The 25,630-nt window shown below is 67.5% G+C and carries 20 protein-coding genes; 6 read left to right on the top strand and 14 right to left on the bottom strand.

What is annotated here, in order from left to right; all coding sequences use genetic code 11:
- Positions 1 to 54 precede the first annotated feature (54 nt).
- Complete coding sequence (locus tag M5C98_RS16475; protein WP_272548523.1) at positions 55 to 822, bottom strand: hypothetical protein; 768 nt, start codon at positions 820 to 822, stop codon at positions 55 to 57.
- Positions 823 to 1,506: 684 nt separating this feature from the next.
- Complete coding sequence (locus M5C98_RS16470) at positions 1,507 to 2,919, bottom strand: AI-2E family transporter (protein WP_272553310.1); 1,413 nt, start codon at positions 2,917 to 2,919, stop codon at positions 1,507 to 1,509.
- A gap of 400 nt (positions 2,920 to 3,319) precedes the next feature.
- Here M5C98_RS16470 and M5C98_RS16465 point away from each other — a divergent pair, with 400 nt between their 5' ends.
- The gene (locus tag M5C98_RS16465; RefSeq protein WP_272548522.1) at positions 3,320 to 4,036 is read left to right on the top strand and encodes a hypothetical protein; all 717 of its coding nucleotides are present in this window, start codon (positions 3,320 to 3,322) and stop codon (positions 4,034 to 4,036) included.
- Positions 4,033 to 4,578 carry a FlgO family outer membrane protein gene (locus tag M5C98_RS16460; RefSeq protein WP_272548521.1) on the top strand — a complete coding sequence of 182 codons (546 nt, stop codon included), beginning with the start codon at positions 4,033 to 4,035 and terminating at the stop codon, positions 4,576 to 4,578. The genes M5C98_RS16465 and M5C98_RS16460 overlap by 4 nt, the downstream gene beginning before the upstream one ends.
- 199 nt (positions 4,579 to 4,777) lie before the next feature.
- Here M5C98_RS16460 and flhC read toward each other — a convergent pair whose 3' ends face one another.
- From flhC to M5C98_RS16435, 5 genes are all read right to left on the bottom strand, one after another.
- Positions 4,778 to 5,320 (bottom strand): flagellar transcriptional regulator FlhC, encoded by a 543-nt coding sequence (flhC, locus tag M5C98_RS16455; RefSeq protein WP_272548520.1) that lies wholly within the window; start codon positions 5,318 to 5,320, stop codon positions 4,778 to 4,780.
- Positions 5,321 to 5,387: 67 nt separating this feature from the next.
- Positions 5,388 to 5,717, bottom strand: a complete 330-nt coding sequence (flhD, locus tag M5C98_RS16450; protein WP_092740590.1) for a flagellar transcriptional regulator FlhD — start codon at positions 5,715 to 5,717, stop codon at positions 5,388 to 5,390.
- Positions 5,718 to 5,950: 233 nt separating this feature from the next.
- On the bottom strand, positions 5,951 to 6,850 hold the full coding sequence (locus M5C98_RS16445) for a sulfurtransferase (protein WP_272548519.1): 900 nt from the start codon (positions 6,848 to 6,850) through the stop codon (positions 5,951 to 5,953).
- A gap of 158 nt (positions 6,851 to 7,008) precedes the next feature.
- Positions 7,009 to 7,920, bottom strand: a complete 912-nt coding sequence (locus M5C98_RS16440) for a DMT family transporter (protein ID WP_272548518.1) — start codon at positions 7,918 to 7,920, stop codon at positions 7,009 to 7,011.
- 88 nt (positions 7,921 to 8,008) lie between these two features.
- Complete coding sequence (locus tag M5C98_RS16435; RefSeq protein ID WP_272548517.1) at positions 8,009 to 9,148, bottom strand: aromatic ring-hydroxylating oxygenase subunit alpha; 1,140 nt, start codon at positions 9,146 to 9,148, stop codon at positions 8,009 to 8,011.
- 299 nt (positions 9,149 to 9,447) lie between these two features.
- Here M5C98_RS16435 and xseB point away from each other — a divergent pair, with 299 nt between their 5' ends.
- The 4 genes from xseB (at position 9,448) to M5C98_RS16415 (ending at position 13,968) form a co-directional block, all read left to right on the top strand.
- The gene (gene xseB, locus M5C98_RS16430; RefSeq protein ID WP_272548516.1) at positions 9,448 to 9,690 is read left to right on the top strand and encodes an exodeoxyribonuclease VII small subunit; all 243 of its coding nucleotides are present in this window, start codon (positions 9,448 to 9,450) and stop codon (positions 9,688 to 9,690) included.
- A gap of 14 nt (positions 9,691 to 9,704) precedes the next feature.
- Positions 9,705 to 10,631, top strand: coding sequence for a polyprenyl synthetase family protein (locus tag M5C98_RS16425; RefSeq protein ID WP_442867289.1), 927 nt, complete (start codon positions 9,705 to 9,707; stop codon positions 10,629 to 10,631).
- 134 nt (positions 10,632 to 10,765) lie between these two features.
- A complete protein-coding gene (gene dxs, locus M5C98_RS16420) occupies positions 10,766 to 12,655 on the top strand; it encodes a 1-deoxy-D-xylulose-5-phosphate synthase (RefSeq protein WP_272548514.1) in 1,890 nt (629 codons plus the stop codon).
- A 233-nt stretch (positions 12,656 to 12,888) separates the two neighbouring features.
- Positions 12,889 to 13,968, top strand: coding sequence for a TRAP transporter substrate-binding protein (locus tag M5C98_RS16415; RefSeq protein ID WP_272548513.1), 1,080 nt, complete (start codon positions 12,889 to 12,891; stop codon positions 13,966 to 13,968).
- A 129-nt stretch (positions 13,969 to 14,097) separates the two neighbouring features.
- Here M5C98_RS16415 and M5C98_RS16410 read toward each other — a convergent pair whose 3' ends face one another.
- The 7 genes from M5C98_RS16410 to glgB form a co-directional block, all read right to left on the bottom strand.
- Positions 14,098 to 14,640, bottom strand: a complete 543-nt coding sequence (locus M5C98_RS16410; RefSeq protein WP_272548512.1) for a hypothetical protein — start codon at positions 14,638 to 14,640, stop codon at positions 14,098 to 14,100.
- Positions 14,637 to 16,220, bottom strand: coding sequence for a TRAP transporter large permease (locus tag M5C98_RS16405; RefSeq protein WP_272548511.1), 1,584 nt, complete (start codon positions 16,218 to 16,220; stop codon positions 14,637 to 14,639). Before M5C98_RS16405 ends, M5C98_RS16410 begins: the two co-directional genes overlap by 4 nt.
- Positions 16,221 to 16,268: 48 nt before the next feature.
- On the bottom strand, positions 16,269 to 16,808 hold the full coding sequence (locus M5C98_RS16400; protein WP_272548510.1) for a TRAP transporter small permease subunit: 540 nt from the start codon (positions 16,806 to 16,808) through the stop codon (positions 16,269 to 16,271).
- Positions 16,809 to 17,061: 253 nt separating this feature from the next.
- The gene (locus M5C98_RS16395; RefSeq protein WP_272548509.1) at positions 17,062 to 17,772 is read right to left on the bottom strand and encodes a mechanosensitive ion channel family protein; all 711 of its coding nucleotides are present in this window, start codon (positions 17,770 to 17,772) and stop codon (positions 17,062 to 17,064) included.
- 67 nt (positions 17,773 to 17,839) lie between these two features.
- Positions 17,840 to 21,244: a maltose alpha-D-glucosyltransferase gene (gene treS, locus M5C98_RS16390; protein ID WP_272548508.1), complete on the bottom strand. Its 3,405-nt coding sequence runs from the start codon at positions 21,242 to 21,244 to the stop codon at positions 17,840 to 17,842.
- 13 nt (positions 21,245 to 21,257) lie between these two features.
- On the bottom strand, positions 21,258 to 23,453 hold the full coding sequence (locus M5C98_RS16385) for an alpha-1,4-glucan--maltose-1-phosphate maltosyltransferase (RefSeq protein ID WP_272548507.1): 2,196 nt from the start codon (positions 23,451 to 23,453) through the stop codon (positions 21,258 to 21,260).
- Complete coding sequence (gene glgB / locus M5C98_RS16380; RefSeq protein ID WP_272553309.1) at positions 23,440 to 25,365, bottom strand: 1,4-alpha-glucan branching protein GlgB; 1,926 nt, start codon at positions 25,363 to 25,365, stop codon at positions 23,440 to 23,442. The genes M5C98_RS16385 and glgB overlap by 14 nt, the downstream gene beginning before the upstream one ends.
- Between the last annotated feature and the right edge of the window lie 265 nt (positions 25,366 to 25,630).

The following is a 25,630-nucleotide window of genomic DNA, read 5'->3' as shown; positions in this document are numbered from 1 at the left end:
AGGGTAGGCCGGCCGCGTCTATCGCCCTGCGAGCCAGATCACCGGTGATTCGGCTTATGTTGGTGGCGACAAAGGTGTTGGTTTCCAGTCTTGCGATGTGGGCCATTCCTGCGCTAACAGTGAATCCCGGGCGCCTTTCATCGCGTCGACCACCTCGGGCTGAGTGGCTTCCTTGATGGACAGGCCCATGCTGATGGCCGTTCCGCTTGCTTCGATGTCGGCATGTATGCCCGCCTGGGTTGCTGAACGTGTGGAGGCATCTTGCAGCAGGTCTAAATGGAGGTTCAGTGGCACGCTGCTTTCTGCGCCAGGTGCTCCTCTTTTGTCGAAATTCTCCTGTGCAAGCGCATCGGCGCGCTCAGTGATTTCGTAGAGTACAGGGTCTCGGGCCACTTGCTGCGCCATGTGCGCGACAACCTGAGCGAGCCACGCTTGAGTTTCGGCACCAACGAACTCCGAGCGTGTTTCAGTGGCGGCATTCGCCAGATGAGAGTCCTCGCGCAAATGGACGGGGGTTCTCATCCAACCGTCGAGGATGACGTCGTCATCCCGCAACTCTTTGGAATCTACGCGCCCCTCCGCCCAGGCGTGGTCTATACCGACTGAGCGGGCAATGCGAACGGCGCTCGGCGATGGCCCGTCCTGCATCAGGCTGTCGGCGGCAACACGGGCATGTTCCCCGCAGTTGCCTGAAGCAAAAGCCCGTGCTGCGACTGTCTTTGCGATGTACTGTGTCGCCTCATCGGCGGCATGCTTGTCTGGGAAGTGGGCTTTCAGTTCAGCGTCGAACTGCTTCGGCCAGCACGCGTGCAAGCGCATCATCCGCTGTGCCAGAAGACTCGGTTTTCCCGCATTGGCTGGCCGGGTGTACGTCAACCCGCGCGTTAAGAATTCGACGGCGTCTCTCTGCAATTGGACGGCAACATAGGAAGCACCATCGTTTGCGGCGATGTCTGCCGCGACGTTTCCTCGCCCAAGTGCGAGCGAGGCAATGCCTCTAGCCAGCGCAGTTTGGCCTTGTCTTAGCCTATCGATGGTTGGGGGATCGTCGATCCGGCGTGCTGCGGATGCGCGAACATGCAGGTATCCCGCAAGTTGTAAGTCGACCTTTCGAAGTGCTTCTTTCGAAATGGCGCGATCACCGCGTAAGGCGGGGCCTGGAGGCCCGACTTGCTCGCCTGCCGAGGGCGCCGGAAGACTGCCAACGCTGGAGCGAGGCGGCATTGTGCCCGGCCCGCAGGTCAGGTGTTGGGCCCTTGGCTGCAAGGCTTGCGAGCCCGCTTGAGGAGCCGACCTCGACGATGTGCTGGGTTCGCTCGATTGCGCCGTAGGTGACGGGCGGGCACGGGGGGTGTCGGTGATCTTCACTCGGGTCTCCTGAGAGGCTCAGGCTACCGTCGTCCGCTCATGGGCCTGTGTGAGTGTCCGAAGCCCCGTGCACCGTCGCGAACAGGGAAAGAGGCAGTTGACCGGCTGACAGCAAGGATGCGTCGATCTTTTGGCCGATCAATCCCCCAGCAGTTCCCCCACCGCCCGCAAATCCTCCACCCGGTCGCAGATCGCCTTCACGGCCATCATCACCGGGATGCCCAGCAGCAGGCCCCACAGGCCCCACAGCCAGCCCCACACCAGCACGCTGACGAACACGGCCACCGGGCTCATGCGGCTGGTCTTGCTGGTGAGCCAGGGGGTGAGCAGATTGCCCACCAGGGTGTGGATGAAGAGCGAGGCGCCGCCGATGGCCAGCGCCATGTCCACGGTGCCGAACTGCAGGAAGGCCACCAGGGCCGACGCGCCCGTCACCACCACCGAGCCGATGTAGGGCGCCAGGTTGAGCACCCCGGCCACCACGCCCCAGACCGCGGGGTTTTCCAGGCCCAGCAGCGCGTAGGCGGCGCCGGTGGCCACGCCCACCAGCACGCTGGTGAGCAATTGCACCAGCAGGTAGCGCTGGATCTGGCCGGTGATGTCGTCCAGCACCGCCATGGTCACCTTGCGCCGCTCCAGGCTGTGGCCGGCGATGCGCATGAGCTTGCGCCGAAAGAGGTTGCCCGATGCCAGGGCGAAGAAGGTGAGGAAGACCACCACGGTGATTTGCCCGGCCGCTGAGGCCAGGCCCATGGTGCCGCTCCACACGTAGTCGCGGATGTTGAAGGGCGCGCGCTCGATCACCACGCGCTGCACGCCGCGGCGCGTCTGCGGCGGAATGCTTTCGGTAGCGGCCTGCTCGATCTGCGTGGCGGCCTTCTGCATGGTGTCCAGCGGGCTGGGGCCGCCCATGCGCTGGCGCATGGCGTCGCGCACCTTGCGTGCGGCCACGGGCACCGAATCCACGAGTTCGGCCGCGCCGTCGCTGAGCGACCAGGCCGCGCCGCCCAGGCTGCCGACGATGCCCATCAGCAGCACGCCGGCCCCGAGCCAGCGCGGGATGTGCCAGCGGTGCAGGGCGCTGACCGCGGGGTGCAGCGCGGTGGTGAGCAGCACGCTCAGCATGAGGGGGATGAACACGGCGCTGGCCCAGTGCAGCAGCGCGACAGTGGCGAACAGGGCCAGCAGGGCGAGCGACATGTTGCGCACGTCGATCGGCATGTTGATCATGAAACCCGGGGCTCCGGGGAGGGGGCCGGCGGCGGCGCTGGTGGCCGGCACTGGGGCGCTGCTCGCGTGCGGTGAGGGGGGTGGCGCCGATGCGGCGGCGGAGGGCGGCCCGGAGCGTGGCGCCTCGGCTGGGCCGGCAGGCGACGGCTCCAAGACCGATGCCCCCGCCGCGTCCGGCGCCAAGGGTTGCGGCGGCACATCGCCGCCGGGCTCGGGCGCGGCGGCGGCTGGGTCGGAGGATGGCGAAGGGGGCGTGTCGGGCGGGCCGCCGGCCGAACGGTGCCCTGTGGTCGCAGAGGCGGGTGGCAGGTCGTGCGCCATCGGCGGCGTGTTGGGCTGGGGGGCGGCGGGGCGGGACATGCGCGGATTTTGTCGCAAGGCCGCTTGAGCACCGCGTAGGCGAGTACCGCAGCAGCAGGGCTTGCGCGCCGGGGAACGCACGGTTGAAAGCCGTGCAGGCGCTGAGCGGCCGGGCCGGGCGTTGGTGCCGATGCCTGTCCCTGGCGACGAAGTTGCCGTGGGCACGGATCGCGGCCGCCATGCGCCTTTTGGCTGCAAACAGCGCGGCGGCACAGGGAAACAACGCCATGGACTGGCGGATTCCTCTGCCGCCGCTGCCCGTGGTGCCGCATGCGGCGGCTGCGCAAGCGGGCTGGCAGCGGGGGAAAAGCCGCGCTGTTCGGCCGATGCTCCACGCGGGCGGCCGCTAGCATTTGCAGTTATGGAATCTCTCGAAAAACGTGCGCGCCCGGCCGGCCGGGCACAGGGGCCTGGCAACGGATTCGCTCTGGCGGAGCGGTTCGGGCCCGTGCGCGGCCTGGCCGGCGGGGGCCTGCTGTGCGCCGCGGCGCTGCTGGCCGGCTGCGCCGCGCCGGATCTGCCGCGCGACGAGGCCCATGCGCCCTCCACGCAGAAAACCGCGCGCGCCGTGCAGCACTGGGACGTCTTGGCGCGCGACGTGGCCGATCGCACGGTGGTCCGGCTGCGCGACTGGCCGCCGGGCGAGTACCCGATCTATCTCGTGCCTGCGCAGGGCGACGGCTTCGACGCGGGGTTCCGCTCGCTGCTGATGACGCGCCTGGTGGAGCGCGGCCTCACCGTGTCCACCCAGCCGACGGGCGTGCGCATGGCGGTGTCCACGCAGGTCGTGCAGCACCAGGGCGGTGGCGTGAACGCGCCGCCGCGGGTGCGGCTGTCCGAAGGCGTGGCGGTGGTGCGCGATGCCTCCGGCGCCTATGTGCCGGCGCCGGACGTGCTGCTGGCCAGCGGCCCGGCGCGCACCGAGATCCTGGTGACGACCTCCATCGAGTCGGACGAGCGCGTGCTGGCGCGCACCAGCGACGTGTATTCCATCGACCAGGGCGACGTGGCGCTGTACCTGCCGCGCGTGCCGGCGGTGGCGGCCACGCCGGTCAAGACATGGCGGGTGGTGCCATGAGGCGCCGCACCGTGCTGGCGGGCGCGCTGGTCGGCGCCGCAGCGGTGGCCCTGCCGGGCTGCGCGCGCTATTACTACGGCAGCGCGGCCGCGGGCGGCGTGCAGACCGATCTGCTCGAATTCAATCAGAAGGCCGCCGACATGCTGCTGCAGGGCGCGCCGCTCGATCCGCGCCAGCCGGTGCTGGTGTCCACGCTGGTGCACCTGGACCGGCTGAACGAATCGTCCCGGCTGGGCCGCCTGTGTTCCGAGCAGATCGCCGGCCGCCTGGTGCAGCGCGGCGTGCGCGTGACCGAACTGAAGCTGCGCGAGAACCTGGTCATGCGCCCGGGCGATGGCGAACTGCTGCTGTCGCGCGAAGTGCGCGAGGTGAGCCGCGCCCAGGCGGCGCAGGCCGTGGTGGTGGGCACCTATGCGGCCACGCCGCAGACGGTGTACGTGAGCCTCAAGCTGGTGAGCCCCGAGGGCAACGCGGTCATGGCCGCCTACGACTACGCGTTGCCGGTGGACTCGGACATCCGCATCCTGCTGGCGATGCGCTGAGGGAAGGCGCCCGTGCGCGCAGGGCTGGGCGCCCCCACCAGATAAGCGCGCCCATGAAAAAACCCGGCCAGTGCCGGGTTTCGTCTTGAGGTTTTCGTGCTGAATCTGCGTTTGCTATTGTTTTTATAGCTGTACGCCCTAGAAGAATATGCGCTGGAGGCCTTTTTGACTGAAAGGCCCGGTGGCCTGGCCGCTCAGCTCAGTGCAGCATCAGCGCGCCGGCCGACTTGCTCTTGCCGGCACGGGCGGGCGGGTTGCACAGGCCGCAGGTGTAGTTGCGGGCGTTTTCGTACAGCTCGGTGACGAACTGGCCCTTGCAATGCGAGCAGGCCGTGCGGGTGAGCATGCCGGCGTCCACGAACTTCACCAGGCGCCAGGCGCGGGTGAAGGACAGCAGGGGTTCGATCTCGGCGGTGATGACCTGCTCGTTGTACAGGCGGTAGGCCTTGGTCAGCAGTTCCACCGAATCCAGGTCCACGCCCTTGGACAGGTATTCGTAGATGTTCAGGAACAGCGAGCTGTGGACGTTCTCCTGCCAGGTCAGGAACCAGTCGGTCGAGAAGGGCAGCTGGCCCTTGGACGGCGACTTGCCGGCGATCTCCTTGTACAGGCGGATCAGGCGCTCGTAGGACAGCGTGGTTTCCGACTCCAGCACCTGCATGCGGGCACCCATCTGGATCAGCATGGCGGCGCGTTCGATCTGCTTGGATTCGTTGAGGACGCTCTTGACGGGTGCGGACATGGCTGGCTTTCGAAGAAGGGTGGGCGGCGGCAGGCGGGCGAGGTGGCGAGGGCGGCGGGCGCTGCGCTCAGAGCACTTCGGACACGCGGCTGGCCATCAGGATGTTGGCGTGCAGCGTGTTGGTCGCTTCGTTGCCGACCTTCTTCGGGGTGTTGTGGTTGGTGAGCAAGCTCCACACCAAGTTGTCGTCCACCCGGAAGCTGCACAGCAGCGTGTTGCGGGAGGCCAGCTTGAGCACCTGTGCGGCCGACAGTGAGGCGAGGATGTCGGCGGCGTCTTCGTTCAGGCCCAGACGGAAAACAGCTTCCGCCTTGTCCTGGCGGATCAGGGTCTGTGCCAACATCAGGTAGGTGAGATTGGCTTCGCGGATTTCAGCGAGAAGTTGTTCGGAGGTCATGGTGAATCCTTTTCCTTTAACCGATCTGGCGGGGGTCATGCGGTTTGCATGGTTTCGCGATCCGTTGAAATGGATTGTGAATTCAGCCCAATCAAAAATTAAGTCGGGGTTTGGATGTGCAGCGTGTCTGGTCTGCGCACCTGCCGTGTAGGAATTTGCCTTACAAAATCCGCAGCCGGTGTCCGACCCTGGAGAGGGGATGGCCTGCTGCACTGCCGGCCTCCCCACGGTGCTCAACCGCGCTCTACCGGGCGGTCAGGGTCGCTGCACCATTCGCTCCAGCTGCCGGCAAACAGCGTGGTTTTTCCGAGACCGGCCAGTTCCATGGCCAAAACGTTGGGCACGGCACTCACTCCGCTGCCGCATTGGTGCACCACCGTGGCGGGCGGGCGGCCGCCCAGCAGGGCCTCGAACTCGGCGCGCAACTGGTCTGCGGGCTTGAAGCGGCCGTCCGGGCCGATGTTTTCGCTGAAAGGGCGGTTCAGCGCGCCGGGAATGTGGCCGGCCACGGGGTCCAGCGGCTCGACCTCGCCCCGATAGCGGGCGGGGGCCCGCGCGTCGATCACGGTCTGGCGGGGTTGGCCCAGCGCGGCCTGCACGTCGGCCGCCGCAGCCAGGCGGCGCAGGGGCTCGCCCAGCTTGAAGTTGGACTGGAAATGCGCCGGCTCGTCGCCGCTGGCGAGGGCCCCGCCCGCGGCAGTCCAGGCCTGCAGCCCGCCGTCCAGCACCGCCACCGCGTCGTGGCCGGCCCACTTGAGCATCCACCACAGGCGGCCGCAGTAGTTGGCGCCGTTGCGGTCGTACACCACGGCCTGCATGCCGTTGGTGAAGCCAATGCGCGAGAGCCACGCTTCGAGCCGGTCGCGGTTGGGCAGGGGGTGGCGCCCGCCCGATGCGGGCGCGTCCGCCTCGGTGGCGACGATGGTGCCGCCCGCGCCGGGCGCGCCGTGCTTGGCGCTCAGGTCGCGGTCCAGGTGCGCGTAGAGCGCGCCGGGAATGTGCGATTCACGGTATTGCTGCTCGCCCAGCGAGGGCTGCATCAGGTCGAAGGTGCAATCGAAGACCATCAGCGGCGCGCCGCTTTCGGTAAGGGATCGCAGTTCGGCGGCGGAGATCAGGGTGGTGTATGGCATGGCGCTCCTGCGGTGGCAAACAAGCCCTTATTGTGGTCCGGCGCGCAAGGGCCGTGCGTCGGACAGGCCTGACTGGCCGCCTGATCAGCCGCCTGACTGAGCGGCGTGCCGGCCGTGCAGCCCTGTGGTCTCGGGCCCGGTGGCCAGCCGCCTCGGCCTCAGTGCTCTTCGGCTGGCGCTCCGGGGGCCGCGCGGGCACGCAGCACCGTGGCCACGATGCCGCTCACCACGATGAGCGCCATGCCGGCCCAGCCGAGGGCGGGAATGTCGTCGCCGAACAGCAGCACGCTGTACAGCGCCGCGAACACGATGCCCGAATACTGCAGGTTGGCCACCACCAGCGTGCCTCGCGAGGTGCGCGCGCTGGCATAGGCCCGCGTCAGGCACAGCTGGCCGGCGGCCGCCAGCACGCCGATCGGCAGCAGCCACAGGCTCTGCCAGCCCGGCCATTGCGAGGTGCCCGTGAGCAGCAGGCCCGCGCCACCCGCCACCGCCGAACCCACGGCGAAATAGAACACCGTGCGCGTCTCGGGCTCGCCCAGGCGCGACAGCGCCATGACCTGCATGTAGGCGAACGCGGCGGTGAGGCCGGACAGCAATCCGATGAGGCCGGCGAACATCTGGTGCTGGTCGAGGCTGGGGCGCAGCATCATCACCACGCCGGCAAAACCCACCATCACGGTGAACACCAGCGTGCCCTGCAACGGCGGGCGCGAACTGCTGCTCGACGGCCGCCAGGCCAGCAGCGCGCCACCGACGAGGAACGCCGCGATCCACACGCTGCTCATGTAGTTGAGCGTCATCGAGGTGGCCAGCGGCAGATGGGCGATGGAATAGAACCACGAGCCCAGCGAGACCACGCCGATCAGGCTGCGCCAGGCATGCATGCCCGGGTAGTGCGTGCCCAGCTTGACCCGCTGCGAGCGCGCCAGCGCCCACAGGATCGCCATGCCGATGATGCCGCGGTAGCACACCAGTTCGGCCGAATTGAAGTAGGCCGACGCCACCTTGACGCACACGCCCATGCTGGCGAAGAGGAACGCGGCCAACACCATCCAGAGCGCTTGCATGGAAATGAGGGGTTTTTGGTGGAAAAGGCCGCATGCCCTAGTGGATCATGCGGCGGTAGCTATTATTTTTATAGCAATCGGGTCGGCGTCAGCGCTGGGGCACCGCATCGCCCATGGCGGCGCGATACCACTCGTGGAAGTGCTGCATGCCGTCTTCCATCGGGCTCTGGTAGGGGCCGACTTCGTTGTCGCCGCGCTCGTAGAGGGCGCGGCGGCCGGCGTCCATGCGCTCGCCGATCTCGTCGTCCTCGATGCAGGTTTCCATGTAGGCGGCCTGCTGGGCCTCGACGAACTCGCGCTCGAAGGCGGTGATCTCTTCGGGGTAGTAGAACTCCACCATGTTCATCGTCTTCGTCGGGCTGACGGGGTGCAGCGTGGAGACGGTGAGCACGTGCGGATACCACTCCACCATGATGTGAGGGTAGTAGGTGAGCCAGATCGCGCCGCGCTCGGGCATCTTGCCTTCGCGGTACTGCAGCAGCACGTCGTGCCATTTGCGGTAGATGTCGGAGCCGGGCTTGCCGAAGGTGGAGGCCACGCCGACCGTCTGCACCGAGTAGTGCTTCTGGAACTCCCAGCTCAGGTCGTCGCAGGTCACGAAGTTGCCCAGGCCCGGGTGGAACGGGCCCACGTGGTAGTCCTCGAGATACACCTCGATGAAGGTCTTCCAGTTGTAGTTGCACTCGTGCATTTCCACGCGGTCGAGCGAGAAGCCGTCGAAGCTCAGCTCCGCGCGCGGGCCCATGCCGCCCAAGTCGGCGCCGATGTCGCGGCCGTTGTCCTCGAACAAAAGGCCGTTCCACTCGCGCAGGCCGTAGTTGTTGAGGTTCAGGCACGGGTCCTGCGAAAAGTGCGGGGCGCCGAGCAATTGGCCGTTGGGCGCATACGTCCAGCGGTGCAGCGGGCACACGATGTTGCCGCCTGCGTGGCCCTTGCCATGGCCCTGCAGCGTGCCGCGGCCCTTGAGCATCACGGCCTGGCGGTGGCGGCAGACGTTGGAGATCAGCTCGACGCCGCCCTGCGCATTGCGCACGAGCGCACGGCCCTCGCCCTCCTGGGGCAGAGCGTAGTAGTCGCCCGCATGGGGCACGGAAAGCTGGTGCCCCACATAGCGGGGCCCGCGCTGGAAGATGGTCTCCAACTCGCGCTGGAACAGCGCCTCGTCAAAGTAGCTTGAAACTGGTAGTTGGCTTGAGGCCTGCTGCAGTTGAAGACTTAAATCAGACATGGGTGACCTGACCTAAAGACTCCCCACAGGGAGGGTGCGTGAAGTGCACACAGAAAAAAAGAAACCGGCATGCAAGCCGGCCCGAAGGGAATGGGATTGTAGCCGGTGGGGTTATTTCCGCGCCCCCCGTATGTGTATTGGCCGGCCATGCTTGAGCGCGCCAGGCAACGCTTTGCGCGGCGGTGGTGTCGCCAAGGTGCCAGCCATTTTCCATGCCCCTCCCGCCTGCCGTCCCCCGTGCGCAGGAGGGTGCGCCTAAAATCGCCCGTTTTACCTGCGCGTTCGCCGCCCCCCGTTCCATGCCCAAGGCCTCCGCCGTCCCCTCGAAACTCCCCGAACCCGCCAGCTACGAAGCCGCGCTGGAAGAGCTGGAGCAACTCGTGGGGCGCATCGAGTCGGGCCAGCTGCCGCTGGACCAGATGCTGGCGGGCTACCAGCGCGGCGCGGCGCTGCTGGCTTTTTGCCGTGGCCGGCTGGAAGCGGTGCAGGACCAGATCAAGGTATTGGACGAAGGGGCGTTGCAACCATGGACGCAGGAGTGACCACCGCCATGGCGATGCCCCATACCGCAGCCCACACATCCACCGCACCCACGACGCCCTTCGACCTTCGCGGCTGGAGCGATGCGCAACTGGCGCGCGTGGAAGATGCCCTGTCGCGCTGGGTGTGCAGCGATGCGCCTGCGGGCCTGGGCGAGGCCATGCGCTACGCCGTGCTCGACGGCGGCAAGCGCCTGCGGCCCCTGCTGGTGCTAGCCGCCTCCGAGGCCGTGGGTGGCCTGGACGAGGCGGCCCTGCGCGCGGCCTGCTCGGTGGAGTTGATCCACGCCTATTCCCTGGTGCACGACGACATGCCGTGCATGGACAACGACGTGCTGCGCCGCGGCAAGCCCACGGTGCACGTTCGCTTCGGCGAGGCGCGGGCGCTGCTGGCGGGCGATGCCCTGCAGGCACTGGCTTTCGGCCTGCTCACGCCGCACGGACCCGAGGTGCCGCCCGCGATGCAGGCCATGCTGTGCCGCATGCTCGCGCAGGCCGCGGGCGCGGGCGGCATGGCCGGCGGCCAGGCCATCGACCTGGCCAGCGTGGGCCGTGCTTTGACCGAGGCCGAACTGCGCCAGATGCACAAGCTCAAGACCGGCGCGCTGCTGCAGGGCAGCGTGGTGATGGGTGCGGCCTGCGGGCACGCCACGCCGGCGGCCCTGGCCGCGCTGTCGCAATACGGCGCCGCGCTGGGGCTGGCCTTCCAGGTGGTGGACGACATCCTCGACGTGACGGCCGATTCGGCCACGCTGGGCAAGACCGCCGGCAAGGATGCTGCGAGCGACAAGCCCACCTATGTCTCGCTGCTGGGGCTCGAACGCGCCCAGGCGCATGCCGGCGAACTGCTGGCCGAGGCGCACGCCGCCCTGGCCGCGAGCGGCCTGCCCGACACGCGCGCGCTGGCGGCGCTGGCCGACATGGTGGTGAACCGCTCGCATTGATGATGGCGGCGTGCTGCGTGCCCCAGGCCGCCATTCCAGCAGGCCACCGCGATGTCCGCGGCGTACCGGCCTGCACTCTGATCGGTCTGCAGCGCTTGCCTGTATTGCGCAAGCAGCTACTAAAAAGATAGCATATGTCCACGAACTCCTTTCCCCTGCTGCAGACCATCAACGACCCGTCCGGCCTGCGCCGCCTGTCGCGCGCCGAGTTGAAGGACCTGGCCACCGAGCTGCGCGCCTTCGTGCTCGACAGCGTCTCCAAGACCGGCGGGCACCTGAGTTCCAACCTGGGCACGGTGGAGCTGACGGTGGCGCTGCACACCGTGTTCGACACCCCGCGCGACCGCCTGGTGTGGGACGTGGGCCACCAGACCTATCCCCACAAGATCCTGACCGGCCGGCGCGACCGCATGGGCACGCTGCGCCAGTTCGGCGGGCTGTCGGGCTTTCCGCAGCGCGCCGAGAGCGAATACGACACCTTCGGCACGGCGCACTCCAGCACCAGCATTTCGGCCGCATTGGGCATGGCGCTGGCGGCCAAGCAGCGGGGCGAGAACCGCCATGCCGTGGCCATCATCGGCGACGGCGCCATGACGGCGGGCATGGCCTTCGAGGCGCTGAACAACGCCGGCGTGGCCGATGCCAACCTGCTGGTCATCCTCAACGACAACGACATGAGCATCAGCCCGCCCGTGGGCGCGCTCAACCGCTACCTGGCGCAGCTCATGAGCGGCCATTTCTACGCCGCCGCGAAGAACGTGGGCAAGACCGTGCTCAAGCCCGTGCCGCCGCTGCTGGAGTTCGCCAAGCGCCTGGAGCAGCAGGCCAAGGGCATGGTGGTGCCGGCCACGCTGTTCGAGAAGTTCGGCTTCAACTACATCGGCCCCATCGACGGGCACGACCTCGACTCGCTCATCCCCACGCTGGAAAACATCAAGGGCCTCAAAGGCCCGCAGTTCCTGCACGTGGTCACCAAGAAGGGCCAGGGCTACAAGCTGGCCGAGGCCGATCCGGTGGCCTACCACGGCCCGGGCAAGTTCGATCCGAGCGTGGGCCTGACCCAGCCGGCCACGCCCCCGAAGCAGACCTTCACGCAGGTGTTCGGACAGTGGCTGTGCGACATGGCGGCCAAGGACGAGCGGCTGGTGGGCATCACGCCGGCCATGCGCGAGGGCTCGGGGCTGGTGGAGTTCGAAAAACGCTTCCCCGGCCGCTACTACGACGTGGGCATCGCCGAGCAGCACGCGGTGACGTTCGCCGCCGGCATGGCCTGCGAGGGCGTCAAGCCCGTGGTGGCGATCTACTCGACCTTCCTGCAGCGCGCCTACGACCAGTTGATCCACGACGTGGCCCTGCAGAACCTACCCGTGGTGTTCGCGCTCGACCGCGCGGGCCTGGTGGGGGCCGACGGCGCCACGCATGCCGGCGCCTACGACATTCCGTTCGTGCGCTGCATTCCCAACATGAGCATGGCCTGCCCCGCCGACGAGCGCGAGTGCCGCCAATTGCTGACCACCGCCTTCGAGCAAAGCCACCCCGTGGCCGTGCGCTACCCGCGCGGCAGCGGTGCGGGCGTGGTGCCTCTGGCCAGCCTGGAAGGGCTGCCTTTCGGCAAGGGCGAGGTGCGCCGCACCAGCGCTGCGCCACAGGGCCGGCGCATCGCCATCCTGGCCTTCGGCACGCTGCTGTACCCCGCGCTGCAGGCGGGCGAGGCGCTGGACGCCACGGTGGTCAACATGCGCTGGGCCAAGCCCATCGACACCGCGCTGCTGCTGCAAGTGGCCGCGAACCATGAGGCCCTGGTGACGCTGGAAGAGGGCACCACCGTGGGCGGCGCGGGCAGCGCCGTGTGCGAGGCGCTCAACGCCGCGGGCGTGGTGCGGCCCGTGCTGCAGCTGGGCCTGCCCGATGCGTTCATCGAGCATGGCGATCCCGCCAAGCTGCTGGCATTGCAAGGGCTGGATGCCGAGGGCATCGAGCGGGCCGTGCGCGCGCGTTTCCTCGCGCCGTCGGCCGCGGCCTGAGGCGCTGCCTGATCCCGACCGAGGCGCCGCCCATCGATCTCCGCGGGGCGCATGCCCCGATGCTTGCAGAACCCTGAATGGGCGAAACGGGTGGGTTCTTTCACGGGAAAACCCGCAAAACCCGCTGGGGGCATGTTCCTACAATCGTCCTCGGCCCACACAGTTTCTTGCACTGGGCGCACGGTGCCCACCAGCGCCGGGTTTTGCCAACAATATCTCGGAGATCAATCCTCATGGATCGTCGTTCAATCATCAAGCACGCAGGCATCGTCGGTGTGCTGGCCGCGGGCGCGGCCCCTGCAGTGCATGCGCAGGCCAACATCCGCTGGCGCCTCGCTTCGAGCTTCCCCAAGTCGCTCGACACCATCTACGGAACGGCGGAGGTGTTCTCCAAGAAGGTCAGCGAAGCCACGGGCGGCAAGTTCCAGATCTCGGTGCATGCCGGCGGCGAGCTGATGCCCGCCTTCGGCGTGGTGGACGGCGTGCAGAGCGCCTCCGTCGAAATGGCCCACACGGCTCCCTACTATTTCTACGGCAAGGACCCGACGTTCTGCCTGGGCTGCGCGGTGCCGTTCGGCCTGAACGCACGCCAGATGAACGCATGGATGTACGAGGGCAACGGCCTCAAGCTGATGCGCGAGTTCTATGCCAAGTACAACATCATCAACCTGCCCGGCGGCAACACGGGCGCGCAGATGGGTGGCTGGTTCCGCAAGGAAATCAAGTCGGTCGCCGACCTGAAGGGCCTGAAGTTCCGCACCAACCCGTTCGCGGGCAAGGTGCTGGAGCCGTTCGGCGTGATTCCCCAGTCCATCCCCGGCGCCGACCTGTACCCCGCGCTGGAAAAGGGCACGATCGACGCCCTGGAGTGGGTGGGCCCGTACGACGACCAGAAGCTGGGCTTCAACAAGGTCGCGCCTTTCTACTACTACCCCGGCTGGTGGGAAGGCGGCCCGCAGCTCGACTTCTACATCAACACCAAGGCCTGGGAAGGCCTGCCGGCCGAGTACAAGGCCGTGGTGGAAGCCGCTGCCTCGCACGCCCACGTGACCATGCTGGCCAAGTACGACGCCCGCAACCCCGTGGCCATCAAGCAACTGGTGGGCTCCGGCACCAAGCTGCGCCCCTTCACGCAGGACGTGATGAACGCGGCGTTCAAGTCGGCCCAGCAGATCTACTCGGACCTGAACAACAGCAACCCCGAGTGGAAGAAAATCTACCCCGACTACTCCAAGTTCCTGGCCGACCAGAACGCCTGGTTCCGCTTCACCGAAGGCACGTTCGACCGCTTCATGCAGCAGCAAAAGCTGTGAGTGCTGCCGGGGCTGCAACGCCCTGGCCGAAGTGAAAAAGCCCCGCCGGGCAACCGGGCGGGGCTTTTTGTCGGGGGCTTTCTCGAGCGGTCTATCGGCGGCCGTGGCCCGTCTGGGGCGGGCAGGGGTTCATGCGGGCGGGGTGGCCGCCAGGGCCTTGTCGCTGCCCTGCCGCACCACCGCCTCGCCGAAGGCCACCAGCAAAGCCGGGTCGGCCGAATGCATCCAGGCGATGCTGCCGTTGCGCCGGCGCACGAGCATGCGGGGCGCGACGATGCCGCTCAACCAGGGCCAATGCACGATCTTGAAGGTGGCCACCTCGCGGATGTGCACTTTCTTGTCCCACAGCCACGATTGCAGCAGTGTGTCACCCGTGAAGCGCGTGCGGCTGAACACGATCCACCAGCCGACCCAGGCGATGAGCACGCCGGCCATGCAAAAGGTGGCCAGGCTGGTGAAGGACCACTGCGCACCGCGCAGCGCGGGCACGGACCAGGCCGCGAACGCGCCGAGCGCCACGACGATGACCACGGCCAGCCCACGCACCAGGGGAGGGTAGGCCGCGCTCTCCAGGAGGGCCGCCTCGCTGCGGCCTGCTGCGTCCGATGTTTCCGATGCCTCCGAAGTGCCTGGTACGGCAGCGGAAGGCGTGTTCGGGGCGCCGCCCGTCATTGCGGCGTGCTGGCCGCGCCTTCGGGCGGTGTGGGCTCCGGCGCTGGCTCGGGCACCGGCATGGCATCGGCACCGGGTTCGGCGGCTGGGGCAGCGCTACCGGCTGCAGGCTTTTCTCCGGTGCCGAACGGGTCATCCATGTTGATGGCGGGTTCGGAAGAGGAGTCGGCCGGCATGTCGAGCTGCACCTTGTCGAGATCGACCACCTGCTCCTTGTCCAGGAAGACGGTCACCGTCTGCGGGAAGAAGATCACGATGGCCACGAGGATCAGCTGCATGATCACCCAGGGGATGGCCCCCATGTAGATGTCGCTCGATTTGACCGGCTTGTCGATGCGTTTCTCTTTGAACAGCGTGTCCGAGATGCCTCGCAGGTAGAACAGCGCGAAGCCGAAGGGCGGGTGCATGAAGCTCGTCTGCATGTTCACGCACAGCAGCACGCCGAACCACACCAGGTCGATGCCCAGCTTGTGCGCCACGGGCCCCAGCAGCGGCAGGATGATGAAGGCGATCTCGAAGAAGTCGAGGAAGAATGCCAGGAAGAAGATGAAGATGTTCACCACGATCAGGAAGCCGATCTGGCCGCCTGGCAGGTCGGTGAGCATGTGCTCGATCCAGATGGCGCCATCGACGCCCTGGAACACCAGCGAGAACACGCGCGAGCCGATCAGGATGAACACCACCATGGCCGTGAGCCGCATGGTGCCGTCCATGGCTTCCTTGATGAGCTGCCACGTGAGCCGCTTGTGGATGGCCGCCAGGATCAGCGAGCCCACGGCGCCCATGGCGCCGGCTTCCGTCGGCGTGGCGATGGCGTGGTCCATGAAGGGCAGGCCCCCCATCGAGCCCAGCACCGCGAAGATCAGGATGGCCGAGGGAATGATGCCGCGCAGGCATTTGCCCCACAGCGCCCAGCCGTGCAGCGTGCGGGCCGTCTTCGGCAGGCCGGGCACGTATTCGGGGCGGATGCGCCCGATGATGAAGGTGTAGATGGCGAAGATCAGCACCTGCAGGATGGCCGGGCCCCAGGCGCCCTTGTACATGTCGCCCACCGAGCGGCCGAGCTGGTCGGCCATGACGATCAGCACCAGCGAGGGCGGCACCAGCTGCGTGATGGTGCCCGAGGCGGCCAGCACGCCGGTCGAATAGCGCATGTTGTAGCCGTAGCGCATCATCACCGGCAGCGAGATCATGGCCATGGCGATCACCTGGCCGGCCACGGTGCCGGTGATGGCCCCGAGGATGAAGCCCACGATGATGACCGAGTAGCCCAGCCCGCCGCGCACGGGGCCGAACAGCTGGCCCATGGAGTCGAGCATGTCCTCGGCCAGGCCGCATTTCTCGAGCACCGCGCCCATGAGCGTGAAGAACGGAATCGCCAGCAGCAGGTCGTTGGACAGGATGCCGAACATGTTGATCGGCAGGTTGGCCATGAAGTTGGCCGGGAACCAGCCCATCTCGATGGCGAAGAATCCGCTGAACAGGCCCAGGGCCGCGAGCGAAAACGCGACCGGGAACCCGATCAGCATGATCACGATCAGCCCCGCGAACATGATCGGGGCAAAGTTTTCCATGTGCATTCTGGTGTCGTCCTGAGAGAAGTCGGTGGGGCAGGGGCGGGCGGGTGCTTACTGCACCGGCTTCTCGTAGTGCGTGTTCATCTGGAGGTCGCCGCGCAGGTAGGCCACGCGCTTGATGATCTCGGCCACGCCTTGCAGGAACATCGCGCCGAAGCCCAGCGGCATCAGCAGCGCGGCGGGCCAGCGGATCAGGCCGCCGATGTTGCCGGACATCTCGCCCGACACCAGCATGTGCCAGAAGAAGGGCGCGGTCAGCCAGGTGAGCAGGCCCATCACGGGCAGCAGGAAGAAGATCAGCCCGAACAGGTCCACCAGCACGGGCTTGTTGCCGCGCAGCCGGCCGTAGATGATGTCCACGCGCACATGCTCGTTGAGCTTGAGCACCAGGGGCGCACCCAGCATCACTGTGGTGGCGAAGAGATACCACTGGATCTCGAGCCAGGCGTTGGAACTCATGTCCAGGCCGTAGCGGATGATCGCGTTGGTGGCGGAAATCAAGGCGGCGGCGAGCACGGCCCACCCGGCCACCTTGCTGAGCTTGGTGGAAATCCAGTCCATGCCCATGGCCAATTTGAGGAGTCCTGACACGGCTTGTCTCCTGGAAACTTGAGGAATTATCGAAATACGGCGGCCCGGCCGCCGCGTGCAGGCGCAGTGCCGGGAGTGGCGCCGATCGTACTCCCCGGCTGCTGAAAAAAGCCTGACGTTCGGGGGTGGGGTTTTCCCGTGCGGCCCGGTGCGCTGGGCCGTGGGACCAGCCAGCGAAAAGAGAAAAGCCCCGTATGAAAACGCGGGGCTTCGTGCAAGAGGGGTGGGGCCGCAGGTGGCAGGGCCCCCCGGCCTACGGAATCCGGTGGTCGTCTCCTGCGTGCCCCTCGCCCGGGCCGCGCTTGCGGGGCCACCAATGCTCGATGCACTCGGCCGCGCGCTCCTTGCCGCCTAAGCCGAAGGCCAGCGCCAAGGCGAACACTGCGCCGCCCAGCACGATGAGGAAGCTCTGGCGCACGATGTCGCCGCCGATGCGCAGATGGTCGAGCGCGATCAGCACGACGAAGGCCACGATCGCGTACTGCGCCAGCTTGCCCAGCAGCACCGTTTCCTTCAGGCCGGCGCGGCGCCCCTGGGCTGCCACCATCTCTCCGACGAAGCGGCCGAAGTAGGCCCCCAGCGCCAGGATGATGAGCGCGATGAACAGGTTGGGCACGAACCACACCACGCGGCTGAGCAGCGCGGTCACGTAGCTCAGGCCCAGTCCGTTGAAGGCGATGAGCAACGAGGCCAGGATGACCAGCCAATAGACGAGGATGCCGAAGATGCTGGTGGTGTCGCCCTGCACGCCGCCTTGCTTGAGGAAGCCGTCGAGCCCGGCGCGCTGCGTGAGCACCTGGAAATTGATGGCGCGCAGCCCGCGGGTGACCGCAAAGCGCGCGGCCTTGGCCACGAGCCAGCCAGCAGCGACGACGAGCAGGGCGATGAGAAGCCGCGGCAGGAATGCGCTGACCTGCAGCAGCATGGCGCGGGCCGGTTCCAGATGAATACTGAAATTTTCCATGGAGGGTGCCCTCGGTTGATCGGGTGAACGGGAACGAACGGTCGTTGGCGGGTCGGGTGCCGTCGGCCTACAGCGCCAAAGGGGCGTGCGGTGACGAGGCCGCGGCGCCGATGAGCGCCAGCAGGCCCTGCAGCGGCACCTGGGCCCAATCGACGCGATTGCCGAGTTCGTAGCGCAACTCGTACAGCGCCTTCTCGATCTCGAACAGCGCCACCAGGGAGCCGTCCGGCACGGGCGGCACTTCCAGGTTGGCGCCCGGGCGGTCGGTGGCCGCCGCGGTGGCCTCGGCGGCATAGGCTTGCAGGAAGGCGGCGCGTGTCTCGCGCTCCCACTGCTGGGCGGCTTCGTCCAGCCGCAGCATTTCTTCGGTGGACTGGGTCATGCGCTTGAGCGCGGCCCAGCGGGCGTAGTTGAACGAGCGCAGCATGCCGGCCACGTCGCGCAGGGGCGAGCTTTTGGCGCGGCGCTGCTCGAAGGTGCGGCCGGGCTCGCCCTCGAAGTCGATGATGACGAAGTCGTTGTCGGTCACCAGCACCTGGCCCAGGTGGTAGTCGCCGTGGTAGCGCGTCTTGTGGCCTGTGGGGGTCGCGCCGGTGCCTTGGCCGATGCGGTCCATGAGGGTCGCGCGCCGGGCCAGCAGGGCCTGGGCGTCGGTGCGGGCCGCAGGCGGCAGGTCGCCCATGCGCTGCTCCAGCATCGCCAGCGTGTCGCTCGCCTCGGCCAGGGCCCGCTCGTGGAAGGCCTGCACGTCCTGTGCGGTGACCGGCTCCGGATCGAACGCCGGGTTGCCGGTGCGCAGCGCCAGCGCCCGGTGCAGGCCGGCAGTGCGGCGGCCGAGCGTTCGCACCAGCGCGAGGAAGCCCCCGTGCACGTCCGCCGTGGCGCCCGTGGCGATGCGCGTGTCTTCCAGGAACCGCTCCAGGTAGCCCAGCGTGTATTCCCAGCCGTCGCCCTGGTTGGACACGTAGGACTGCACGAGGGCCAGCGTCATGGTCGTGCCGTCGCTGGCGACGTACTCGACCGCGCCGCCCACCGGCACGCAGTGCTCGAAGCGCGCGGCCTCGGTCAGGAAGCGGCCCACTTCCAGCTCGGGATTGATGCCGTTGCGCACGTGCCGGTAGCCTTTGAGGAACAGCTTTTCGCCCAAGGTGACCACGGTGTTGCTGCTCTGCGCGCCGGGGCGCCCCACGGTGAGGTCGTCCAGCCCCTGCGCCATCCCGGCGAAGGCCAGGGTGCTGCGAAAACGCAGCGTGCCCCCGCGGTCGGTCCCCAGCTGCTCGTTGGCTCCGATGGCCCGCACCAAGGCGCGGCAGAAGGCCTCGTCGTGGAACGCGTCGCCCATCACGCCCACGTTGGCCTGCTGGCGCACGCGCGCCACGCCGCCGGGCGACAGGCGCCGCATGCGCTCTTCATCGCCTTCCTCCCAGGCCAGGGCCAGGGGCACGAAGTACGACGCGGGCGTTGCCGAGGGGGTCTCCACGCTCAGGATCGGCAGCATCCATTCGAAGCCGCCATCGGTCTTCCACACGGTGTGGTCCTCTATGCGGGCGCGCTCGATGGCCGTGCCTTTGCCGGCATACCAGCGCTGCAGCTCGATGTAGCGCGGCAGCGTGTCGGATTCGAATTGCACGCGCATGCGTTCGGCCATGCCGATGCGCCAGGGCATCACGTTTTCGCGGAAGAAGCTGGTCCAGCCGTCGAACAGCACCAGCACCGGGCGCTCCTGCAGGTCGAGCCCGTCCTGGTGCCACGATGGCACCTGCGCCTCGGTGGAGAGGCGAAACCAGTAGAACCCATAGGAGTGCAGCGTGAGCAGGTAGGGCAGGTCGCCGATGGGCGGGAAGGTCACCCGGCCCAGCATTTCCAGCGGCGCGCGGCCCTTGTAGGCCGACAGGTCCAGTTCCACCGGCTGCGCGGCGCGCGACAGGTTGAACACGGTCAGGATCACGTCGTCGCCGTGCTCGCTGATGTACGCCAGGATCTTGCGGTTGCCGGGTTTGAGGAAGATGCGCTTGCCGCGCCCGAAGGCCCGGCTGGTCTTGCGCACGGCCAGCATGCGGCGGGTCCAGTTGAGCAGCGAGCTCTGGTCGCTGGCCTGGGCTTCGACGTTCAGCGCCTCGTAGCCGTACACGGCATCCATGATGGGCTGCAGGTACAGCCGCTGCGGGTCGGCGCGCGAGAAGCCGGCGTTGCGGTCGGGGTTCCACTGCATCGGCGTGCGCACGCCGTTGCGGTCGCCCACGAACACGTTGTCGCCCATGCCGATCTCGTCGCCGTAGTAGATGATGGGCGAGCCGGGCATGGACAGCAGCATGCCGTTCATGAGCTTCACGCGGTCGATGTCGTTTTCCATCAGCGGCGCCAGGCGGCGGCGGATGCCGAGGTTGATGCGGGCGCGCATGTCGGCCGCGTACATGGTGTACATGTAGTCGCGTTCCTTGCTGGTCACCATCTCCAGCGTCAGCTCGTCGTGGTTGCGCAGGAAGATCGCCCACTGGCAGCCGTCGGGAATGTCGGGCGTCTGCTGCAGGATCTCGACGATGGGGTGGCGGTCTTCCTGCGCGATGGCCATGTACATGCGCGGCATCAGCGGGAAGTGGTAGGCCATGTGGCATTCGTCGCCGTCGCCGAAATACTCGCGCACGTCCTCGGGCCACATGTTGGCCTCGGCCAGCAGGAAGCGGTTCTTGTATTCGGCATCGATCGCGGCGCGCAGCCGCTTGATCACCGCGTGCGTCTCGGGCAGGTTCTCGTTGCTGGTGCCGTCGCGCTCGATCAGGTAGGGGATCGCATCCAGCCGGAAGCCGTCCACGCCCATGTCGAGCCAGAAGCGCATGGTCTTGAGCACGGCCTCCATCACCAGCGGGTTGTCGAAGTTCAGGTCCGGCTGGTGGCTGAAGAAGCGGTGCCAGTAGTAGGCCTTGGCCACCGGGTCCCAGGCCCAGTTCGACGTCTCGGTGTCGGTGAAGATGATGCGCGTGCCCTGGTAGATCTGGTCGGTGTCGCTCCACACATAGAAGTCGCGCTCGGGCGATCCGGGCGGCGCGGTGCGCGCGCGCTGGAACCACGGATGCTCGGCCGACGTGTGGTTGATGACCAGCTCGGTGATCACGCGCAGGCCGCGCTGGTGGGCGGCGTCCAGCATCTCGCGGAAATCGTCCAGCGTGCCGTACTGCGGGTGCACGTCTTCGTACTCGGAAATGTCATAGCCGTCGTCGCGCAGCGGCGATGGGTAGAACGGCATCAGCCAGATCGTGTTGACCCCCAGGTCCTTCACGTAGTCGAGCTTGGCGGTCACGCCCTTGAAGTCGCCCACCCCGTCGCCGTTGGTGTCGAAGAAGGCCTTGACGTTGAGCTGGTAGATGACCGCGTCCCGATACCACTGTGGATCGTCGCTGGTGTCGATCTCGGTGTTTTCGGGCGTGACGGCCGGCTCGGGCTCGGGCAGGGGATGGACCAAAGGTGCATTCATGGGCGGCTCTTTTTTATTCGAAATGGTCGAAGTCGTCGTGGCGGCCGACGCGCCGGCGCACGACGAACACGTGTGCGGGCGAGCGGTGCGGGTCCAGCAGCACATAGTGCGCCTCGCCCTGCCACACGAAGCGCTGGTGGCTCAGCAGGTCGTGCATCTGCCAGTCGGCTGGCAGCAGCTCGGGATGCAGGGCCGGCGTGTCGGGTGCGGACGGATCGGTGGCCGCGATGTCCGCCGCCGACAGCCGCAGCCAGCCCGACTGCGGGTGGTGCGGATCGAGGTTGACCACGGTGACCACGATGTTCTGCCCGTCGGCCGAGTGCTTCATGTAAGCCAGCAACTGGTCGTTGTCCACATGCAGGAAGCGCAGGCTGTGGTCCGCGTGCAGGGCGGGGTTCTCGCGGCGGATCTGGTTCACGCGGGTGATGAAGGCGCGCAGGTTGCCCGGGCGCTCCAGGTCCCAGTGGCGCAGCTGGTACTTTTCGGAGTCGAGGTATTCCTCGCTGCCCGGCCCACGGGGCAGGTGCTCCAGCAGCTCATAAGCCGGGCCGTAGATGCCGTAGCTGGCGGCCAGCGTGGCGGCCATGACCAGCCGCGACATGAAGACGGCCGGCTCACCGCCCTGCAGGTGGTCGTGCAGGATGTCCGGCGTGTTGGGCCAGGCGTTGGGCCGGAAATAGTCGCGGCCCGGGCCGGTGGCCAGCTCGGTGAAATACTCCGTCAGCTCCTGCTTGGTGTTGCGCCAAGTGTAGTAGGTGTACGACTGCGTGAAGCCCCGCTTGGCCAGGCCATGCATCACCTTGGGCCGCGTGAAGGCTTCGGCCAGGAAGATCGTGTCCGGGTGGTCGCGCTGGATCTCGGCGATCACCCATTCCCAGAACGGAAACGCCTTGGTGTGCGGGTTGTCCACCCGGAAGATGCGCACGCCTTCGCCGATCCAGTGCTCGAACACGCTCTTGAGCTCGCTCCACAAGCCGCGCCAGTCGTCGCACTCGAAATTGAAAGGGTAGATGTCCTGGTACTTCTTGGGCGGGTTCTCGGCGTACTGCACCGTGCCGTCGGGACGCCAGCGGAACCAGTCCGGGTGTTCCTTCACATAAGGGTGGTCCGGCGCGCACTGGAAGGCGATGTCCAGCGCCACTTCCAGGCCTTGCTCCTTGGCGGCCACGACCAGCCGGCGAAAGTCCTGCACGGTGCCCAGCTCGGGCAGGATGGCCTTGTGCCCGCCTTCTTGCGCACCGATGGCCCAGGGGCTGCCCACATCGTCCGGCGCGGCCGCGAGGGCGTTGTTCTTGCCCTTGCGCTGCACGCGGCCGATGGGGTGGATGGGCGGGAAATACAGCACGTCGAAGCCCATCGCGGCAATGTCGGGCAGGCGCGCCTCGACATCGCGGAACGTGCCGTGCACGCCGGCGGTGGACGAAGCGGAGCGGGGAAACAGTTCGTACCAGCTGCTGTAGCGCGCCCGCTCGCGGTCGGCGCGCAGCGGCAGCGCGGTGGGATAGCGCACTTCGAAGCGGCGGTCGGGGTGGCGGCGCATCGCGGCAGCAGCGGCTTCGTCCAGCGCCAGGGCTTTCAATGCGTCGGCGCTGCCCTCGGCCTGGGCGCCGCGCTCCAGGGCTTCGGCCCAGGCGGTCAGGTCGCGGCGGTCCGGGGGGCTCTTGTCGGCACGCTGGGCCGCGGCCAAGGCCTCCGCCGCGCCCACGCGCGCCGCGATGCGGATGTCCTGCGGGTCCACACGCCGCTCCAGTTCGCGGCGCCAGGACTCGAACGGGTCCACCCAGGCGGCCACCGTGTAGCGGTACAGGCCGGGCTCGGGCGGGGTGAAGTCGGCGATCCATTCGTCATTGCCGCTGGCTTGCATCGCCACTTCGATGGCGTCGGCCGGCTGGGCGGTGGCATCGCCGCTGGTGTCGCGCCACCACTGGAGCGCCACGCGCAGCACGTCGTGCCCGTCGGTGAAGCAGTGCGCGGTGATGCGGGCCGGCTCGCCGGCCACGCGCTTGGCAGCGAAGCGCCCGCCGTCCACGCAGGGCAGCACGGCCTCGACCACCGCCCGCACGCGGCCGTCCGCGCCGCCGATCGGATGGACGGTGCCGGCCGTGGCGCTGCGGCCCGGTGCCGCGGCAGTGGCAGTGGCAGCAACGGGGCTGGCGCTGGCGGCGGGGTTGGGCTGGGAAGGAGAGGGCAGGTTGTCAGGCTTTGGCATGGCGCGCGGGCTCCAGTCGGAAGATGAGGGTGGACAGCGGCGGCAGCGTGAGGCACAGCGATTGCTCCCAGTGGTGCGACCGCACGGGCGCCGTGTCCACGCCACCCAGGTTGCCCCAGCCGGCGCCGCCGAATTCGCGCGCGTCGCTGTTGAGCAGTTCCTGCCAATGGCCAGAAGAGGGCACGCCCACCAGGTAGTTGTTGCGCGGCACGGGCGTCATGTTGCACACGACCAGCACCGGGCCCGCGCCATGTTCCTGCTGCGCCCGCTGGCTGGGCTTGCGCAGGAAGGCGATCACGCTCTGCCCGGCATCGTCGGCCTCCACCCATTGAAAGCCGTCCGCCGAAAAGTCCACTTCGTGCAGCGCGGGCTCGCTGCGGTAGATGCGGTTGAGTTCGCGGATCAGGCGCTGCACGCCGCCGTGCAGCGGGCTGTCGCACACCCACCATTCGAGTTCGCCTTCGTGCGTCCACTCGCGGCGCTGGCCGAACTCGCCGCCCATGAAGAGCAGCTTCTTGCCGGGATGCGCCCACATCAGGCCGAACAGCGTACGCAGGTTGGCGAACTGCTGCCATTCGTCGCCGGGCATCTTGTTGATCAGCGAGCCCTTGCCATACACCACTTCATCGTGCGAGAGCGGCAGCACGAAGTTTTCGTTGAAGGCATACACCAGCGAGAACGTGAGTTTGTGGTGGTGGTAGCGCCGGTTGACCGGGTCTTCCTTCAGGTAGGCCAGCGTGTCGTGCATCCAGCCCATGTTCCACTTCATGCCGAAGCCCAGGCCGTTCATCTCCACGGGCCGCGAGACCATCGGCCAGGCGGTGGATTCTTCGGCGATGCTGACCGTGTCCGGGTGGTCGCGATAGACCGCGCGGTTCAGCAGGCGCATGAACTCGATGGCCTCCAGGTTCTCGCGCCCGCCGTGGCGGTTGGGAATCCACTCGCCGTCCTTGCGGGCGTAGTCCAGGTACAGCATGGAGGCGACCGCATCCACGCGCAGCCCGTCCAGGTGGTACTTGTCGAGCCAGAACAGGCCCGAGGAAATCAGAAAGCTGCGCACCTCGTGCCGGCCGTAGTTGAAGATGGCCGAGCTCCACTCGGGGTGGAAGCCCTGGCGCGGGTCCGAATGCTCGTACAGGTGCGTGCCATCGAACTCCGCCAGCCCGTGGGCGTCCACCGGAAAGTGGGAGGGCACCCAGTCCAGCAGCACGCCGATGCCGCGCTGGTGCAGGTGGTCCACGAAATACATGAAGTCCTGTGGCGTGCCATAGCGCGAGGTGGGCGCGAAGTACCCGGTGGTCTGGTAGCCCCACGAGCCATAGAACGGATGCTCGGTGATGGGCATCAGCTCCACGTGCGTGAAGCCCAGGGACGTCACGTAGTCCGCCAGTTCGTGGGCCAGTTCGCGGTAGTTCATGAACTGTCCGTTTCGGCGGCGCCAGGAGCCGGGGTGCATCTCGTAGATGGACATGGGCGCATCGAGCGCGTTGCGCGGCCCGCGCGATGCCATCCAGTCGCTGTCGCCCCATTCGTATTCGAGCGACCAGATGCGCGAGGCGGTGTGGGGGGGTAGTTCGGCGCAGACGGCGAACGGGTCGGCCTTTTCGAGCACGCGGCCCCCGTTGTGCGACACGATGCGGTATTTGTACGCTTGGCCGTGCGCGGCATGGGAGGAGGCGCCCTCCCAGATGCCGCTGCCATCGGACCGGGCATGGAGCACGTCCGCCTCGGGATTCCAGCCGTTCCAGTCGCCGATGACGGACACCGACGCCGCGTTCGGCGCCCATACGGCAAAGTCCGCGCCCCCGCCTTCGCTGCGCAGATGGCAGCCCATGGCTTGGTAGAGCTGGGAGTGGGTTCCTTCGCGGAGAAGGTAGGCGTCGTGGGCGGTGAGCAAGGCGGTTTGGGGCAAAGGCACGGGCTTGAATCCTTGGGGGGTGGTGCTTTGCGGCGCAAAGGGTGCGCCAACGCATCCGATGGACAAAACCCATTGGGGCACGTTGGGCGGGGTCCGCTTTGCGCGGGAGTGGCGCTTGGGTTTGTAGGACAGCGCCTATTCGGAAGCAGCGCTACCGGGTGCAAAGCCTGTGTTTCAACCACAGACGGGCATGTCCGTCAAGGGGCGGCTTGTCACTCGTTTGGGGGACATACAGCATTGACACTTCTCGATACAGTCG

Origin of the sequence: Acidovorax sp. NCPPB 3576 (genome assembly GCF_028473605.1) — a bacterium.
Lineage (GTDB): Bacteria > Pseudomonadota > Gammaproteobacteria > Burkholderiales > Burkholderiaceae_C > Paracidovorax.
This window is presented reverse-complemented; position numbering and strand designations above follow the sequence as displayed.